This is a genomic window from Nocardioides sp. NPDC127503 (genome assembly GCF_040302165.1).
Classification (GTDB): Bacteria; Actinomycetota; Actinomycetes; order Propionibacteriales; family Nocardioidaceae; genus Nocardioides.
Genome location: NZ_JBEORH010000014.1, coordinates 60,473 through 76,717 on the forward strand (window position 1 = coordinate 60,473; position 16,245 = coordinate 76,717).

General features: G+C 69.4%; 13 protein-coding genes. 4 read left to right on the forward strand and 9 right to left on the reverse strand.

The window, feature by feature from the left end; genetic code table 11:
- Positions 1-10: 10 nt before the first annotated feature.
- The 7 genes from ABTW65_RS26140 to ABTW65_RS26170 all read right to left on the reverse strand — a co-directional run bounded on the left by ABTW65_RS26140 (position 11) and on the right by ABTW65_RS26170 (position 11,731).
- Positions 11-1,225: a hypothetical protein gene (locus ABTW65_RS26140; protein ID WP_350665641.1), complete on the reverse strand. Its 1,215-nt coding sequence runs from the start codon at positions 1,223-1,225 to the stop codon at positions 11-13.
- Between the two features lie 103 nt (positions 1,226-1,328).
- A complete protein-coding gene (locus tag ABTW65_RS26145) occupies positions 1,329-1,865 on the reverse strand; it encodes a DUF1697 domain-containing protein (RefSeq protein ID WP_350665643.1) in 537 nt (178 codons plus the stop codon).
- Positions 1,866-1,869: 4 nt separating this feature from the next.
- Positions 1,870-4,395 carry a bifunctional FO biosynthesis protein CofGH gene (locus ABTW65_RS26150; protein WP_350665645.1) on the reverse strand — a complete coding sequence of 842 codons (2,526 nt, stop codon included), beginning with the start codon at positions 4,393-4,395 and terminating at the stop codon, positions 1,870-1,872.
- Positions 4,396-4,432: 37 nt separating this feature from the next.
- Positions 4,433-6,709 carry a serine/threonine protein kinase gene (locus ABTW65_RS26155; protein ID WP_350665647.1) on the reverse strand — a complete coding sequence of 759 codons (2,277 nt, stop codon included), beginning with the start codon at positions 6,707-6,709 and terminating at the stop codon, positions 4,433-4,435.
- A gap of 128 nt (positions 6,710-6,837) precedes the next feature.
- The gene (locus ABTW65_RS26160; protein ID WP_350665649.1) at positions 6,838-8,226 is read right to left on the reverse strand and encodes a hypothetical protein; all 1,389 of its coding nucleotides are present in this window, start codon (positions 8,224-8,226) and stop codon (positions 6,838-6,840) included.
- Between the two features lie 99 nt (positions 8,227-8,325).
- Positions 8,326-10,599 carry an MMPL family transporter gene (locus ABTW65_RS26165; protein WP_350665651.1) on the reverse strand — a complete coding sequence of 758 codons (2,274 nt, stop codon included), beginning with the start codon at positions 10,597-10,599 and terminating at the stop codon, positions 8,326-8,328.
- A 91-nt stretch (positions 10,600-10,690) separates the two neighbouring features.
- Positions 10,691-11,731, reverse strand: coding sequence for an LLM class F420-dependent oxidoreductase (locus ABTW65_RS26170; protein ID WP_350665653.1), 1,041 nt, complete (start codon positions 11,729-11,731; stop codon positions 10,691-10,693).
- A gap of 23 nt (positions 11,732-11,754) precedes the next feature.
- On the opposite strand from ABTW65_RS26170, the gene fgd reads away from it, so the two are divergent.
- Positions 11,755-12,759 (forward strand): glucose-6-phosphate dehydrogenase (coenzyme-F420), encoded by a 1,005-nt coding sequence (fgd, locus tag ABTW65_RS26175; RefSeq protein WP_350665655.1) that lies wholly within the window; start codon positions 11,755-11,757, stop codon positions 12,757-12,759.
- A gap of 9 nt (positions 12,760-12,768) precedes the next feature.
- On the opposite strand, the gene ABTW65_RS26180 is transcribed toward fgd, so the two are convergent.
- The gene (locus ABTW65_RS26180) at positions 12,769-13,197 is read right to left on the reverse strand and encodes a hypothetical protein (RefSeq protein ID WP_350665657.1); all 429 of its coding nucleotides are present in this window, start codon (positions 13,195-13,197) and stop codon (positions 12,769-12,771) included.
- Complete coding sequence (locus ABTW65_RS26185; RefSeq protein ID WP_350665659.1) at positions 13,187-13,378, reverse strand: helix-turn-helix transcriptional regulator; 192 nt, start codon at positions 13,376-13,378, stop codon at positions 13,187-13,189. The genes ABTW65_RS26180 and ABTW65_RS26185 overlap by 11 nt, the downstream gene beginning before the upstream one ends.
- 258 nt (positions 13,379-13,636) lie before the next feature.
- Here ABTW65_RS26185 and ABTW65_RS26190 point away from each other — a divergent pair, with 258 nt between their 5' ends.
- The 3 genes from ABTW65_RS26190 to ABTW65_RS26200 all read left to right on the forward strand — a co-directional run bounded on the left by ABTW65_RS26190 (position 13,637) and on the right by ABTW65_RS26200 (position 16,236).
- Complete coding sequence (locus ABTW65_RS26190; protein WP_350665661.1) at positions 13,637-14,611, forward strand: RNA polymerase subunit sigma-70; 975 nt, start codon at positions 13,637-13,639, stop codon at positions 14,609-14,611.
- Positions 14,612-14,708: 97 nt separating this feature from the next.
- Positions 14,709-15,491 carry an SDR family NAD(P)-dependent oxidoreductase gene (locus tag ABTW65_RS26195; protein ID WP_350665663.1) on the forward strand — a complete coding sequence of 261 codons (783 nt, stop codon included), beginning with the start codon at positions 14,709-14,711 and terminating at the stop codon, positions 15,489-15,491.
- Between the two features lie 19 nt (positions 15,492-15,510).
- Positions 15,511-16,236, forward strand: coding sequence for an acyltransferase (locus ABTW65_RS26200; RefSeq protein ID WP_350665665.1), 726 nt, complete (start codon positions 15,511-15,513; stop codon positions 16,234-16,236).
- The last annotated feature ends 9 nt before the right edge of the window (positions 16,237-16,245 follow it).

The window sequence follows — 16,245 nt, forward strand, 5'->3', positions numbered from 1 at the left end:
GCGCACCAGCCTACGAGCCGGGATAGGTCGCCTTCAGACTGCCCGCACTGGCGACGACCTTGCCCTTCTTGCCGGTGACCAGGATGCCCGGCGCCCGAGCCTTGCCCGCGTCGTCGGCCTTGACCGTGACGCTGCAGGCCGGCTTCTTGCCCGGGCACTTGAAATCACCCGATGGCCGGTAGGTGACCTTCACGCTCTGGTTGTCCGACAGGCCCTCGACGTAGGCAGCCATGTAGGCGCACTTGGGCATGCCCTTCGGGCAGGCGTGCTTGTACGTGCGCCACTCCATCCGGGCCGCGGCCGCCTTGCCGCAGAGATTGGCCGGCTCGCCGGTGCGGACCGTGCCCCAGGCGTACGTCACCTTGGTGGTCGCCTGCACGCACGCCTCGCTGCCGCCCTTGGCGACCGGCAGGGTGTAGGTGAGCTCCGGGTCCTCGCCGGCGGTCGGCTGCGCGGCGCCGTCGTCGATGGAGGCGATGCCGGAGGTGACCGCCGGGGCGGTGACCTTCAGGGTGACCTCACGGTAGCCCGCGGCGGCGGCACCGACCGGCGCCTCGGGGGTGCGGGCGTAGCAGCTGTCGAGGTGGGTGATCGCGTCGACGTTCTTGGCGGCGAGGTCCTCGTCGGTGAGCCGCAGGTTGGTGACGGCCAGGACGCCGGCGATCGCTGGGCGGCCGACCTCCCGCAGGCATCGCGCGTCGTCGAGCGTCCATGCGCCCGCGACCTGCTTGCTCCAGCTGTTGGCGCCACCGTCGGCGCAGCCGAGCAGCTCCGCGTACCACTGCGAGCCCAGCGCGGAGGGCCACTCGCCGGCGTAGCTGAACCCGCCGCCGGTCTTGGTGACCACTCCTGCATCGGCGAGTGCGGCGCTGCCCTTGTCCTTGACCACGGCGTCCGCGGCGCAGCGGATCTGCTCGGGGTCGGCCCAGGCCGGGGTGTCGCCGGCGAGGGCGAGAGTGCGCGCGGCGTCCTTCTCGTCCCCGCGCATCGGCCCGATCTCACCGGTGAAGTACGCCCACGCCGAGGTGCCGAGGAAGGCCACCATGACGAGCACGCCGACGCTCACGAGCCAGCGCAGCGCCAGGCGTACAGGGCGGCTGCGGTCGCGCCGCCGCCGTGGCATCGGGGGCAGCCCGAGCCGACGCCGACGGGCCTCCTCAGCCGCCGCGTTGGCGAGCTCGGTGGGTTTCGGTTGTTGTTGAGCGGTGCTGCCGGGTTCGGACATCTCACTCTTCCTCGAGACGGTTCAGCGAGGATCGTAGAGGTTAGCCGTTTCCGATACCCCCTGCCACTCCCCGGTGGCCTACGCATCGGCTTTGACTGGGGGATTACTTCCACGTTTCGGCGGCATTCAACAGCCGGTCGATGGAGCCGCGGGTCCTCGTCGTGGCCACGCCACCGGTGGCCCGCTCCAGTTCGAGGGTGGGACTCCCCGCGGAGTTGCGGGGCTTGCGGATCAGGCTCAGGGCGATCCCGTCTCCGATGTGCAGCACGTCGACGTCGTCTTTGGAGTTGGTCCACGGCATCGACCAGCTCGGCTCCGTGCCGCCCTGGAAGAACGTCACGGTTTCGCGGTACGTACGGGGGGACTGGTGCTTCTCGAACACCCCCAGCGCAAGCACGCGTTCGAGATCTGCCAGCGGCCTCACGATGGCTGCGTCGTCGTACCCTGCCAGGGAGCCCAGTTCGCCGGCTGCCGCAGCCACGACCCTCTCGGGGGCCTCGGCCTCGAGCAACACCGTCCCGTTCGTCTGGAACGACCTCACGCGCAAGGCGCCGCCCCGCTCGAGCGCACCCTCCAGCTGCTCCCGGTTCGGCGACCCGGCATGACCGAGGTTGAGGTTCCGGTAGAACACGACGTGCATGAGGTCATCGGCCTTCGTACAACGTCGTCCGTTCGCGTACGTCCCGGCCGATGCCTGCGCCGATCTCCTCGAGCTCGGCGACGGTCTTTGCCGAACCGTGCTCGGAGCCGGCCATCCGGGAGATGGTCTCCTCCATCAAGGTGCCGCCGACGTCGTTGGCGCCGGCCTGGAGCATCGCCCTGGTGCCGTCGACGCCGAGCTTGACCCAGGAGGTCTGGATGTTGTCGATGCGGCCGTGGAGCATGATCCGGGCGAGCGCGTGGACGGCGAGGTTGTCGCGCATCGTCGGGCCCGGGCGGGCGGCGCCGGCGAGGTAGATCGGGGCGCTGGTGTGGACGAAGGGGAGGGGTACGAACTCGGTGAATCCGGCGTTTCCGTGCTCGCGGGCCTGGTCCTGGATGCCGGCGAGGACGCGGAGGTGGCCGACCCAGTGGCGTGGGTTGTCGACGTGGCCGTACATCATCGTCGACGTCGTCGGGATGCCGACGCGGTGGGCGGTCGACACGATCTCTATCCAGGTCTTCGCGGGCAGCTTGCCCTTGGTCAGGACCCAGCGGACCTCGTCGTCGAGGATCTCGGCGGCAGTGCCCGGGAGCGAGCCCAGCCCGGCCTCGCGGACCTTGATCAGGAAGTCCTCGATGGACAGCCCTGTGCGGGAGGTGCCGTTGACGATCTCCATCGGGGAGAAGGCGTGCACGTGCATCTCCGGCACCCGCTGCTTCACGGCCTGGACGAGATCGAAGTAGGCGGTCGAGGGGAGCTCGGGGTCGATCCCGCCCTGCATGCAGACCTCGGTGGCGCCGAGGTTCCACGCCTCCTCGGCGCGGTCGGCGACCTGGTCCAGATCCAGGGAGTACGCATCCGCGTCGGTCTTGCGTTGGGCGAAGGCGCAGAACCGGCAGCCGACGTAGCAGACGTTGGTGAAGTTGATGTTGCGGTTGACGACGTAGGTCACGGTGTCGCCGTTGACCTGTTGGCGCAGGTCATCGGCGAGCTTGGTGACCTGGCGCAGCAGGTCGCCCTCGGCGGTCATCAGGGTCAGCGCGTGCTCGTCGGACAGGTTGCCGGGGTCCTTCTCGGCTGCGGCGAGAGCCTCGTGCCCCTCGGCGTGGAGTATCGCCGGAGCGCCGGTCGCGGTGGCTGCCTCCCGTACGGCGTCCCAGTCGCCGTAGACCGTCTCGAAGTCGTCGCGCCGGTCGTTGATGCGGCCCTCGGTGTCGACCGAGGCGTGCAGATCGACCCGCCCGGCCGCGGTGAAGCCACCGTCGGGCTCCTGCCACGGGTGCCCCTCGGGCCGGATGCCGTCACGGGCCAGCCCGTCCTCGTCGGCGAGAGCCTCGACGTGGGAGAGGACGCGCGGGTCGATCCAGGCCTGGCCGTCGCGCAGGGTGCCGTTGACGTACTCGGGGTGGACGGTCAGCCGCGGCCTGAGCTGGAAGCCGGCCTCGGCGCTGACCTGGCGCAGCGCGTCCAGCGAGGGCCAGGGGCGCTCGGGGTTGACGTGGTCGGGCGTCAGCGGCGAGACGCCGCCCCAGTCGTCGATCCCGGCGCCGAGCAGCGCCCGGCACTCGTCGAGGTCGACCAGGTTGGGCGGCGCCTGGACCCGGGCCTTGGGTCCGAGGACGATCCGGGTGACCGCGATCGCGGCCAGGTACTCATCCAGCCCCAGGTCGTCGACATGGCGCATCGCGGTCGACGGCTTGGCGCGGAAGTTCTGCACGATGATCTCCTGCAGCCCGGCGTAGGCCTTGTGCACCTTCCGCAGCGCGAAGATCGTCTCCGCCCGCTCGGTGAGGTTCTCGCCGATGCCGACCAGCAGCCCGGAGGTGAACGGGATCGAGAGGCGACCGGCGTCCTCGAGCACCCGCAGGCGCACCGCCGGGTCCTTGTCGGGCGAGCCGTAGTGGGCCTCACCCTTGGTCTCGAAGAGCCGGCGGCTCGTGGTCTCGAGCATCATCCCCATCGACGGCGAGACCGGCTTGAGCCGGTTCATCTCCTCCCACGACATCACCCCGGGGTTGAGGTGGGGGAGCAGCCCGGTCTCCTCGAGCACCCGGATCGCCATCGCGCGCACGTAGTCGAGGGTCGACTCATAGCCACGGGACTCCAGCCACTCCCGCGCCTCGGGCCACCGGTCCTCGGGCCGGTCGCCGAGGGTGAACAGCGCCTCCAGACAACCCAGCTTCGCGCCCTCGGAAGCGATCTCGAGGATCTCATCGGGGCTCAGGTAGGGCTCGCGGCCCTCCCGCTCCGCCTGTCCCGGCGTCTCCACGAACGTGCAGTAGTGACATCGGTCCCGGCACAGCTTGGTCACCGGGATGAAGACCTTCGGGGAGTACGTCACCGTCTCGGGGCGTCCGGCCGCGACCAGTCCAGCGTCACGTACCTTCGCCGCGGCGGTGGTCAGTCGTTCGAGGTCATCGCCCCTCGCCGCGAGGAGTGCCGAAGCCTCCGCCACGTCCAGGGCTGCGCCGCGTTCGGCCCGGGCCAGCGCCCGGCGGATCTGCTGAGGTGTCGGCTGCTCGCTCATCACCAAGCAGCCTAGTAGGCACCGCCCAGTTGTCGAACTAGTTGTCGATCTGGGCGCTCGCTCCGGGGGCCGTGGCGACGAACTTGGCGTTCCAGTCCTTCGGGCCCGACCAGTTGATGACGGCGCCCTTGCCCTCACCGTCGGGGGTGCCGGGCCAGACGCACTTCGCCCCCTTCGCGTCAGAGCACTTGCCACCGTTCATGGTGAGCTTGACGTCGAACTTCTTGCCCGGCTGGAAGCCCTCGAAGTGAAGCGTCCAGGTGTTACAGGCGACCTTCTGAGCGTTGTAGGCCTTGTCCGTGCACTGGTCCTGCTTGACCCACTCGAGCTTCTTCGGCTGTGCCTTGCCGCAGGTCTCGGCGTCGGTGGCCTTCTCGGTGCCCCAGGCGAAGTCGACGGTGGTCTTGACCGCGATGCAGCCCTCGACGCCGCCCTCGGCGACGGGGAGCTCGTAGGAGGAGCCCTTGAGCTCTTCGTAGCTGCTGCTGCCCGTCTTGGCGATCCCGATCACCGACTCGCCGCCGGGAGCGGTGGGCTCCTGCACGTCGAAGTCGACCTGCATGTAGGCGGGCTTGGGGGTCACCTTGGCGCCGAGGGCGTCGGCCTTGACGTAGCACGCGTCGAGGGCCTTGACGGCCTTCTCCTTGGCCGGGCCGGCGGCACCGGGGTCGCCGTCCTTGAGGAGATCGTCGACCGCGATCAGGCCGGCCATGGAGGTCTTGTCGACCTCCTTCTCCATGCAGCGGGTGTCGCCGACCTTCCAGTTGTCGCCGATCTCGGTCGCCCAGGACTCGGTGCAGTCGAGCAGGCCCCGGCTGAAGTTCATCGCGTCGTCCGCGGGCCACTCGCCGGTGTAGGTCCAGTCGTCGCCCGCGTCCACGACTCCGTGGGAGCGCAGCTCGGCGGCGGGAACCTTCCCGACCAGGGTCTCCGCCGCGCAGGTCATCTGGTCCTCGGTGGCCCAGCCCGGCTTGGGTACGCCGCTGGCGATCGCCTCCGCCGCCTTGCCGTCGTCGCCGTGGAGACCGAAGATGCCGAAGCCTTGGGTGAAGATGCCGACGCCGACGAGCAGAACCGCGGCGACCCCGCCGCCGACGATGGCGTAGAGCTTCTTCTTGTCGCCGCCGTCGCCCTGACCGGCGCTGGAGTGGTGCGACGGTAGCCACTCGGGCTGGCCGCCGCCGGTTCCGCCGGTGCCGCCGGTCGAGGACGCAGCGGCAGCGGCGGCAGCGTGGGGCAGGCCCTTGCCGCTGTGCACGACCGTGGAGTCGGTCTCGTTGGCGAGCGGGGCGGGAGTCGGGGTGCCTTCGCCCGGGCGCTTGACGATCGTCGGCTGGGCCTCTGCCTCGGGGGCGTTGGCGCCGGCCCCGGAGTTGCCGTCCGCGGTGGTGTCCCAGGTGACCCCAGGACGGGAGCCGAGATCGGCGGCGCCTGCTCCGGCGACAGCGCCGATGACGCCACCACCGAGACCGGACTCCTCGAGCCGGTCGGCGGCCTTGTCGAGCGCCTTGGAGAGCTCGGCCGCGGTGCGGAAGCGGTTCTCCGGCTTCTTCGCCAGCGCCCGCTGGATGATCGGGTTGATCAGGTCGGCGCCGGGCGTCGAGGCGGGCAGCCTCGGCACCGGGCTGTTGATGTGGGCGCTCATCAGCTCGAAGTCGGTGCCGACGTAGGGCGCCTTGCCGGTCAGGCAGGCCCACAGCAGACAACCGGCGGCGTAGATGTCGCCCGAAGCGGTCGCCTGCTCACCCATGTGACGCTCGGGCGACATGTAAGGCAGCGAGCCCACCACCGAGCCGGCCCGGGTCACGTTGGAGTCGCCTTCGGTCGCGATGCCGAAGTCGGTGAGGTAGGGGACGAGCTCGCCCTCCTGGCGCTCCCACAGGAGCACGTTGGACGGCTTCACGTCGCGGTGGACCACGCCGGCGCGGTGGGCGTCGAAGAGCGCGTCGCTGACGTCACCGACCAGGCGCAGCGCCTGGACGGTCTCCAGCGGCCCCTTGGTCTTCAGCCAGCCGTGCAGGTCGCCATCAGGGACGTACTCGGTGACGAGGTAGACCGTGCCCTCGACCTCGCCGTATTCGATGATCTGAACGATGTTGCGCGAGCGCAGCTTGGCCAAAATGTTGGCTTCCCGCTCGAAGCGGGTGATGAAGTCCTTGTCGACCGTGAGCGAGGGCAGCACCAGCTTGAGCGCCACCTTGCGTCGCAGTGCCGGGTCCTTCGCCTGGTAGACGACACCCATGCCACCTTGACCCAGGACCCGCTCGATCACGTAGCGACCGAACTGCTCGCCTTCCTGGGGGAACGCAACCATCTTTAGAACCTCGCCCTGATTTTTTTACCCGATTCCAGACCTCTGCCGAAACCCTAGCGTCCCCTTAACGATCGTCGTGCGGCAACGCCACGGGCGAGACCAATTGTTAAGGCGTTAGTTGGGCTGGGCTAGTTCGGGAGGACGGCCTTGAGACCGTCGACCTCGGCGGTGAACCGGTCCTTCCAGCCCTTCGGTGCGGTCCAGTTGGTCCATGTGCCACTCGGCTTGGTGACGAAGGCCGTGTCCGAGCACGAGCCGGAGGCCGACCGGCAGTCTCCGCCGTTGAGCTTCAGCTTGATCGTCACGCTGGAGAGGAGCTCGTAGCCCTCGTAGTGGAGCGTCCAGGAGCTGCACGGGGCGTACTTCGGCTGGGCGCACGACTTGTCCTTGGTCCACCACAGTCGGCGGTCCTTAGCCTTCCCGCAGGCCTCGCTCTCGCTGGTCTTGGTGGTGCCCCAGGGGTAGCTGATCGAGGCCTGGAAGGTCGCGCAACCCTCTTGGCCGCCTTCACGTACGGGGATGTTGATCTTGCCGCCGTCCACCGGGGCCCATTCGGAGGAGTCGGCGGACTTCGCCTGTACGACCACCTCGCTGCCCTCGACGGTCGGCGAGGTGACCGCGAAGTCGACGCCGAGCACGGCGGGAGTCGCCGTCGCGGCCGGCGCGGTGAGCTCGTCGCTCACGTAGCACTCGTCCAGCGCGGCCACCGCCTTCTCGGCCTGCTTCGTGACGCCGGCGTCCTCGACCTCCATGACCTGGGTGGTGATCAGGCCGGCCATCGCGGTCTCGTCGACGTCGCCGAGGCAGTCGGTGTCGGTCAGCGCCCACTCCTTGCCGATCGTCTTGCTCCAGTCGCCGGAGCAGGAGAGCAGGCCCTCGGAGTACGTCGTCGCCTGCTGTCCCCGCCACGCGCCGGTGTAGGTCACCGACTCACCGGAGATCTGGATCAGCCCGGCCTTGCGCAGGGCGTCGCTGCGCTCGTCCTTGACCAGCTGCTCGGCGGCACACTTGGCGTCCCCGGCCGAGGCCCAGGTCGGCTTCGGCGCGTCCGCGGCGATCGCCACCACCGCCTTCTTGTCCTCCGCGCTCAGCGGGCCGAACCCGAGACGCCCGGTGAAGAACGCCCAGGCCCCGGTGCCGAGCAGCGCGACGAGCACCACCGCGCCGGCGGCACCCAGCCCGATCAGCAGCCCCTTGTTGTTCTTCTTCGGCTGCTGGTGGTGCGGCGGCAGCCCATAACCGGAGGCGTACGCAACCGGCGGCTGCCCCGGAGGCGGCCCGTAGCCGCTGGGCGGCGGCGGGGGCGGTGCCGACGGCGGCTGGGCAGGCGGGGGAAACGACGGAGGGGGAGACGACGGAGGAGCCGATGCCGGGGGAGGCGGAGGCGGCGGCGGAGTAGGGCTTGAGCCGGGGATCCGGGTCGCGTCCGGGTCGATCGGGTTCGCCGGCTCAGGCGCCGGAGGCGGCGTCGGCCGCGGCGTACCGGGTCTCGTCTTGTCCTGGTCGTCTGGCCCCATGTCGCACGCCCCGCATGTCAGTGAAGTGGAGCGACCGGGCCGAGCGACCCGAGTCGTAGGCACATCGTAAAGACACTTCGCGGAATTCGCAGCAGGCCATCAGTACCGACCAGGATCGCGCGGCCGCGGCTGCTGCGGATGGCCCCGAAGATCAGGTCGGCCCCGGAGGTCCCGAGGGGGTCGCGGGCCACGCATTGGCGGGGGCTGCGGCGAGGGCATCGGCCTCCGACCGGCCGCCGGATGAGGCGAACGAATTTTCGTTCGCCCGCGGGCCAGCCTGCTCGGCCACCAGATGATGTCGCCCAGGTCGAGGTTGATGGCGGTGACCAGGATGGAGCGGACGACGAGGGTGTCGAGGAGTACGCCGAGGGCGATCGCCAGGCCGATCTCGATGAAGCTCACGTGCGGCAGCGTGGTGAGCACCGCGAAAGTCGCGGCCAGGACGATGCCGGCGCTGGTGATGACGCCGCCGGTCGCCGAGAGGGCGACCAGGGAGGCACGCCGGGTGTCGCCGTGCTCGACGACCTCCTCGCGTACCCGGTGCATCAGGAAGATGTTGTAGTCGATGCCGAGTGCGACCAGGAACACGAAGACGAACAGCGGGAACTCGCGGCCCTGCCCGGCGAACCCCATCGCGTCGAAGATGACCGCCGAGAGGCCGAGCGCGGCGCCGAAGCTGAGCACGACCGTGGCCATCAGCAGCAGCGGGGAGAGGACCGAGCGGAGCAGGATCATCAAGATGATCAGCACCAGCCCGAGCACGAGCGGCATCACGACCTTGGTGTCCCGGTCGGTCGCCGAGGCCATGTCGAGCTGGATCGCGGCCGTGCCGGTGGCGAGCGCGTCGGCGCCGTCGACGGTGTGGACGACGCTGCGTACGTCCTCGACGGTGTCGAACGACGCCTTCGACATCGGGTCGGTGGACAGCGGGACCGCGGTCAGCGCGACCTCGTGGGTGCCGTCGGTGACCGGGGTGACGCCCTCGTAGCCGGCCTTCGTCAGCGCCTCGACGACGTCCTTCTCGGTGCCCTGTGCCGAGACGACCTGGATCGGGTTGGAGGGGTCGCCGAGGTCGTGCTCCTCGAGCACCCGGTCGCCGATCAGCGACGGGAAGTCCTTGGTGTAGGTCTCCGAGCTGTCCAGCGTGGTGATGTTGAGCATCGAGAGCCCGCCGCAGCAGGCCAGCAGCGCCGCGGCGGTGCCGATCCAGACCGCCCGGGGCCGCTTCCGGATCCAGCCGCCGAGCCGTGTCCAGATGCCGCCGCTCTTCTCGCCGGAGGTACCGTACGCCGGCTTGACCGGCCAGAACACCCAGCGACCGGTGATCACCAGCAGGGCCGGGAGCAGGGTCAGCATCACGACCAGGCCGGCGACGATGCCGATCGCGCAGACCGGGCCGAGGCTGGCCGTCGACCCCATGGTGGCGACCATCAGGCCGAGCATGCCGACGGTCACGGTGCCGGCCGAGGCGATGATCGCGGGTGCCGACCCGCGCAGCGCCGCCGCCATCGCCTTGTGCCGGTCCTCGTGACGGCCCAGCTCCTCGCGATATCGGGCGATGAGCAGCAGCGCGTAGTCGGTGCCGGCACCGAAGACGAGCACATCGAGGATCGCCCGGTTCATCTGGTTGAGGGTCAGCCCGGCGTACATGGCGCAGAGATAGACGACGCCCATCGACACGACCAGCGCGACCAGCACCGAGACGAGCGGGAGGAACCACAGCACGGGGCTGCGGTAGGTGATCAGCAGGATCACGATGACCACCCCGGCGGCGGCGTAGAGCAGGGCGCCGCCGATCCCGGCGCCGGCCTCCATCTGGTCGGCCGTGGAACCGCCCGCGCCGCCGATGTAGACGTCGACGCCGTCGATCTTCGTCATCTCGACCAGGTCGTCGCGCAGGTCGAGCAGCGCGGTCGGGTCCTCGTCGGCGTAGTTGACCACGAGCGAGACCGTCGCGACCTCGCCGTCCGGGGAGACCAGGCCGTGCTTCTGGCCCTTCTTCTCCCCGGTCGGGTAGGCGATCGCCGGCATCACCGGCTGATCGGGCTTGCTCTCCTGGGTGACCACTCCATCGAGCGAGGCGATCTCCGGGATCTGCAGCACGATCGCGGTGTAGTCGGACTTCGTCAGGCCACCGCCGCGGTGGTAGACGATCGTCGTCGTCAGGTCGTCGGGGTCCTGCACCTTGGCGAGCTCGTCGATCGCCTGGGTCGACTCCGCGTTGGCCGGGAGCCAGTCGGAGTTGTCGTGGGACTCGACATCGCCCAGCTTGCCCGTCAGCGGCCCCATCAGGACCAGCATCACCAGCCAGAAGCCGAGCACGACCCACTTCGTGACGGGCCCGGTGATGGCGCTGACGATCCGCTCAGACATGCGTCCATGCAACCAATGCCCGTGGGGGCAGTGTCACATCGGGAGTGCCGGGACCGCCGTGGGTGTAAGGGAGTTCACAGCTGGCCAGGGGTCAGGCCAGCCACTCCTTGACCTGGGCGATCGACGCGAGACCGTCGGTGCCGAAGGCGGGCGTCACCTGGAGGCTGGTCACGCCGGCCTCCTTGAACGCCGCGATCCGCTCCTTCACGAACGACTCCGGTCCGACCAGGTTGCCGGCCTCGAGCCACGCCTCGGGGACCTCGGCCTCGGCGTCGCGCTTGTGGCCGTCGAGGTAGAGGTCCTGGATCTTCTTGGCCGCGTCACCGAAGCCGTACTTCACGGCCATGTCGTTGTAGAAGTTCTTGCCGCGGGCACCCATGCCGCCGACGTACAGCGCCAGCAGTCCGCGCATCGTGTCGCGGTGGCGCTTGGCCTCGTCGGGGTCGTCGGTGATCGCGAGCAGGCCGCCGGCGGAGATCTCCAGCGGCTTCAGGTCGGCCGAGCGCTTGGCCAGGCCCTTGTCGAGCGCCTCGCCCCAGACGTCGCGGGCCTTGTCGGGCAGGAACTGGAACGGCAGCCAGCCGTCGGCGACCTCGGCGGTCATGGCGACGTTGTTGTCGCCCAGCGCGGCCACCCAGAGCGGGGTGTCGGCGCGCTCGGGCTTGTTGAGGAGCTTGAGCGGCTTGCCGAGGCCGGTGCCCTGGTCGGCCGGCAGCGGGATCTTGTAGAGCCCGTCGCTCTTCAGCCGCTCGCCCCGCAGCCCGGCGCGCAGCAGCGAGATGATCTCGCGGGTGCGCGTCAACGGCTTGTCGTACGCCACTCCGTGGAAGCCCTCGATGACCTGGGGCCCGCTCGCGCCCAGGCCCAGGATCGCGCGGCCTTCGGAGACGTTGTCGAGACCGGCAGCGGTCTGGAGCAGCGCTCCCGGCGTACGGCTGTAGATGTTGAGGATGCCCGCGCCCAGCTCGACGGTGTCGGTCTTGGCAGCCAGGTAGCCGAGCAGCGAGACCGCGTCGAAGCCGTACGGCTCGGCGACCCAGAGCTGGTCGAGCCCCGCCTTCTCCAGGCCGACGACCTGGTCAGCGGTCTCCCGCGGGTTGCCGAAGTAGGTCAAGGGCATCGCAAGCTTCATGCCGAGGAGGCTACCGTGACCGTGTGACGGAGATCAGGTTCGGATACAAGGCGTCTAACGAGCAGTTCGCACCCACGGAGCTGCTGAACTACGGGGTGATGGCGGAGGAGCAGGGTTTCGACTCGGTCTTCATCTCAGACCATCTCCAGCCCTGGAGACACGACGGCGGTCACGCGCCGTTCGCGATGACCTGGCTGGGCGCGCTCGGTGCGCGTACGGAGCGGATCGTGATGGGCACCTCGGTGCTCACCCCGACCTTCCGCTACCACCCGGCGATCGTGGCGCAGTCCTTCGCGACCCTGGGCTCGCTCTTCCCCGACCGCGTCGTGCTCGGCATGGGCACCGGTGAGGCGATGAACGAGGCCCCGCTGGGCATCGAGTGGCCCGAGGGCAAGGTCCGCTTCGCGCGGTTCCGAGAGGCAGTGCGGGTGATCAAGAAGCTCTGGTCCGAGGACCGGGTCACCTTCGAGGGCGACTACTACCAGCTCGACCGGGCGACCATCTACGACAAGCCGTCGACGCCGGTCCCGATCTACCTGGCCGGCAGCGGCCCGGCAGCGACCAAGTACGCCGGCCGTGCCGGTGACGGCTACATCACCACCTCCGGCAAGGGCGCCGAGCTCTACACCGACACGCTGCTCCCGGCCGTACGGACCGGCATCGAGCTCTCCGAGCGCAAGCTGGAGGACGTGGACATGATGATCGAGGTCAAGGTCTCCTTCGACCACGACCTGGAGCAGGCGATGGAGGCCACCCGGTTCTGGGGTGCTCTCGGTCTCACCCCCGAGCAGAAGCACTCCGTCGAGGACCCGGTCGAGATGCAGCGTCTCGCCGACGCGCTCCCGACCGAGGCGACCGCCAAGCGGTTCATCGTGTCGACCGACCCCGACGAGCACGTCGCCCGGATCAAGGAATACCTCGACATGGGCTTCACCCACCTCGTCTTCCACGCCCCGGGCCCGGACCAGGCGAAGTTCCTCAAGCTCTACGGTGAGGAGATCCTCCCCAAGCTCCGCGCTCTCGGCTGAGGCTGGTGGTCAGCGTCGGGAGAAGTACCAGTTCGACGCTGACCACAGCACCGTGAGAAACAGGTAGTAGAGAAGGGCCGGCGTGGTCAGGGCGCTGTTGGCGAACGCCGTGTAGTCGACGATCGCGTACCCGGCGAGGGCGAGGAACGGCAGCGCGAGCGAGGCCGCTCCGACGACGGCGAGCGCCCGGATGGCGATGAAACGGTCGCGCTCGTCGTGGAACTCCAAGGCGCTGACTCGCTCGAAGTCGCCCGACGGCCGTGCGCGGGCGGCGATCGCGAGGATGATGCCGACGACGAGCCCGATCGACAACACCGTGGCGACGGGCCAGACCTGCCGAATCACGGCGGCCAGGATCAGGGCGGCGAACACCGCGAGCGAGGTGATGTTCCACTTGGACAGCGGTAGCCGGCGTACGCGTTCCTGGTTAGGGGACATGGAACAGCTCCTCCACGTTGGTGTCGAAAAAGCGAGCCAGGTGGACAGCCAGGGTGAGCGAGGGGTCGTAGCGCCCGGCCTCGATGGAGTTGATCGTCTGCCGGGAGACGTGGACCGCCTCGGCCAACGCCTGTTGTGTCAGGCCCGCCGCTGTGCGGAGGTCCTTCACTCTGCTCTCCATGCTGCTCGTCTCCTGCTCTGCTGCGTCAATGACAAGCGTGCTTGACATCAGAATTGATGTCAAGCACGCTTGTCATTGATCGTGGTCCGATGAGCTGAGAAGAAACCAGGGCCCCGGCCGTGAGCACTTCGGCCGGGACCCTGGGAGGACCGCCCCACATACGTGGTACGTCGTCCGGATGGATTGCGTTGCATCGGTTTGACATTGCTTGCAAAATTCGCTTCGGGAGTGTGGACCAGGGGCCTACGCTCACCAGCCATGAGCGTGACCACCGACCCGTTCGTGGACGCCGCCGAGAAGCACCGGCGCGAGTTGCGAGTGCACTGCTACCGGATGGTGGCGAGCTTCGACGAGGCCGAGGACCTGGTGCAGGAGACCTTGGTCAAGGCCTGGGAGCGGCGCGAACAGCTGACCGATCCGGAGGCGCTGCGGGCCTGGCTCTACCGGATCGCGACCAACACCTGCCTCGACTTCCTGCGTCGAAACGAACGGCGGCCGAGGACGTACGCCGCCCTGCCGGGGTTCGACCACGGCACCGGTGAGCCGCCGGAGCTTCTGGAGTGGCTGCAGCCGTTCCCGGATTCCCTGCTCGAGCCGGAGCGTCCGGAGGAGGAGGCGGTCGCGCGGGAGACGATCGAGCTGGTCTTCCTCACCGCGATCCAGCACCTGACCCCGCAGCAGCGGGCGGTGTTCGTCTTCCGCGAGGTGCTCGGCTGGTCGTCCGCCGAGACCGCGGCCGCGCTCGACGTCACCGGCGCCACCGTGAACTCGCTGCTCCAGCGGGCCAAGCCCGCGCTGCGCCGCCATCTGCCCGAGGACCGGTCGACGTGGCGTACCGACGGGCCGACCGAGGAGGAGCGGAAGGTCATCGACGCCTACATCGCGGCCGGGGCGAGCAACTGGCGCGAGGGCATCGCCGACCTGCTGACCAGCGACGCCGTGCTGACCATGCCGCCGAACCCGTTCTGGTTCACCACCCGCGACGCGCTGCTGTCGTTCGTGCTGCCCAATCTCGACCCGTCCTCGCCGACCTACCTGGGCGAGTGGCGGTTCATCCCGGCGAGCGCCAACCGGATGCCCGCGGTCGCGGGCTACGTACGCCGCCCGGGCACCACGATCTACCGCCCGCAGACGCTCGACGTGCTCCGGATCGTCGACGGCCGGCTCGCCCAGATCACCACCTTCGAGCCACATCTCTTCCCCGCCTTCGGGCTCCCGCAGGCGCTGACCTGAAAGAAGTTTCCGCCTACCCGATGAGTTGCTGGCCCGGCGTACGTCCTAACGGGCAGATCACGCACACCAGGTGCGTGAGGACAGCTCAGGAGACATCATGAACGCACAGCTTCAGGACCGCACCGCCATCGTCTGGGGCGGCGCGGGCGACATCGGCTCGACGACCGCGAAGGCCTTCGCCGCCGCGGGCGCCAAGGTCTATCTCGCGGGCCGCACCGAGGCCACCCTCGCGGCCAAGGCCGAGGAGGTCGGCGCGGCCGGCTACGGGGTCGTCGACATCCTCGAGGAGGACGCCGTGGTCGCCTTCGTGGACCGGGTCGTCGCCGAGACCGGCTCGCTCGACATCTCGTTCAACGTCGCCGACCGCGGCGACATCCAGGGGCAGGCGCTGCTCGAGATCTCGGCCGCCGACTACACCCAGCCGGTCGTACGCGGCATCGTCGGCTCCTTCAACACCGCCCGCGCAGCCGCCCGGCAGATGGTGAAGCAGGGTCGCGGCGTCGTGCTCGCGCTCGACTCCGGCTCCGCACGTGGCTCGGCGCCCGGTATGGGCGGCACCAGCGCCGCCGACGGTGCCCTCGACGCGCTGGTCCGCGATCTCGCCGCGGAGGTGGGCCCTTCGGGCGTACGCGTCGTGGGGATCTGGACCGCCGGGATCACCGAGACCTTCACCCCGGAGAAGTTCGAGCGGGTCCTCGGGACACCGCTCCCGGAGGAGGCCCTCGACGGGATCCGGGCGAACCTCGACGGCCTGCGGATGACCAAGCGGTCGCCGCGGCTGAAGGAGGTCGCGGACACCGCGACCTTCCTCGCCTCCGACGGAGCCGGCGCGATCACCGGCACCTGGCTCAACGTGACCAGTGGGATGTACCCGAGCTAACCGGGTTAAGGTTCCCGGCATGTCCTGGACCAGGGGTGAGCCGCTCACCGACGTACATCGGGAGCGGCTCATCGCCGCGGGGCTCGAGCCGGAGGTTCTTGTCGGGCTCGAGCTGAGCGAGATCACCGGGCCGTTGCCGGAGTGGTGGCACGAGGGCGGCAACGCGCTCTACCTGCGCGACGGGTTCCCGCTCGACGAGCGGCTGATCGAGCTGCTCGGGTTCTACCCGTTCTCCGACGCGCTGATCGTGGTCGCGACCGACATCACCTCGATGCAGGCGCTGCTGGTCGGCGGCGACTCGCCGACCATCTTCATCGGCCCGGACACGAGCATGGTCTGGGGCGAGATCTACTGCGGCGGCGGCTCGGCGGTGATCCTCTCCGGTGGTCTCGTCGCGACCTCGCGCGCGCAGATCGATGCCCGCAACGGCGGCTCGATCGTGGCCGCCCGCGACCAGCTCTGGGCGGCCAACGTCTACGTCGCCACCGACGACATGCACCGGCTCGAGGACGCTGAGACGGGGCAGCGGATCAATCCGTACGGCGCCAACATCCGCTTCGGCGAGCACGTCTGGCTCGGCCGCGACGTGATCGTCACCGGCCACGCCGAGATCGGCGACGGTGCCGTCGTGGGCATGCGCGCGATGGTCCGCAACCAGAAGGTCGAGCCGCGTACGGCTGTGGCCGGCGTCCCCGCCCGGCTGATCCGCGAGAACGTCGTGTGGTCCGGCGAGGACACTCCTTGAGATCAACCC

Excerpts from the sequence above, each read along its gene's own strand:
- ABTW65_RS26140 (WP_350665641.1), bottom strand. The coding sequence starts at position 1,225 with ATGTCCGAACCCGGCAGCACCGCTCAACAACAACCGAAACCCACCGAG.
- ABTW65_RS26145 (WP_350665643.1), bottom strand. The coding sequence starts at position 1,865 with ATGCACGTCGTGTTCTACCGGAACCTCAACCTCGGTCATGCCGGGTCG.
- ABTW65_RS26150 (WP_350665645.1), bottom strand. The coding sequence starts at position 4,395 with ATGAGCGAGCAGCCGACACCTCAGCAGATCCGCCGGGCGCTGGCCCGG.
- ABTW65_RS26155 (WP_350665647.1), bottom strand. The coding sequence starts at position 6,709 with ATGGTTGCGTTCCCCCAGGAAGGCGAGCAGTTCGGTCGCTACGTGATC.
- ABTW65_RS26160 (WP_350665649.1), bottom strand. The coding sequence starts at position 8,226 with ATGGGGCCAGACGACCAGGACAAGACGAGACCCGGTACGCCGCGGCCG.
- ABTW65_RS26165 (WP_350665651.1), bottom strand. The coding sequence starts at position 10,599 with ATGTCTGAGCGGATCGTCAGCGCCATCACCGGGCCCGTCACGAAGTGG.
- ABTW65_RS26170 (WP_350665653.1), bottom strand. The coding sequence starts at position 11,731 with ATGAAGCTTGCGATGCCCTTGACCTACTTCGGCAACCCGCGGGAGACC.
- ABTW65_RS26180 (WP_350665657.1), bottom strand. The coding sequence starts at position 13,197 with ATGTCCCCTAACCAGGAACGCGTACGCCGGCTACCGCTGTCCAAGTGG.
- ABTW65_RS26185 (WP_350665659.1), bottom strand. The coding sequence starts at position 13,378 with ATGGAGAGCAGAGTGAAGGACCTCCGCACAGCGGCGGGCCTGACACAA.
- ABTW65_RS26190 (WP_350665661.1), top strand. The coding sequence starts at position 13,637 with ATGAGCGTGACCACCGACCCGTTCGTGGACGCCGCCGAGAAGCACCGG.
- ABTW65_RS26195 (WP_350665663.1), top strand. The coding sequence starts at position 14,709 with ATGAACGCACAGCTTCAGGACCGCACCGCCATCGTCTGGGGCGGCGCG.
- ABTW65_RS26200 (WP_350665665.1), top strand. The coding sequence starts at position 15,511 with ATGTCCTGGACCAGGGGTGAGCCGCTCACCGACGTACATCGGGAGCGG.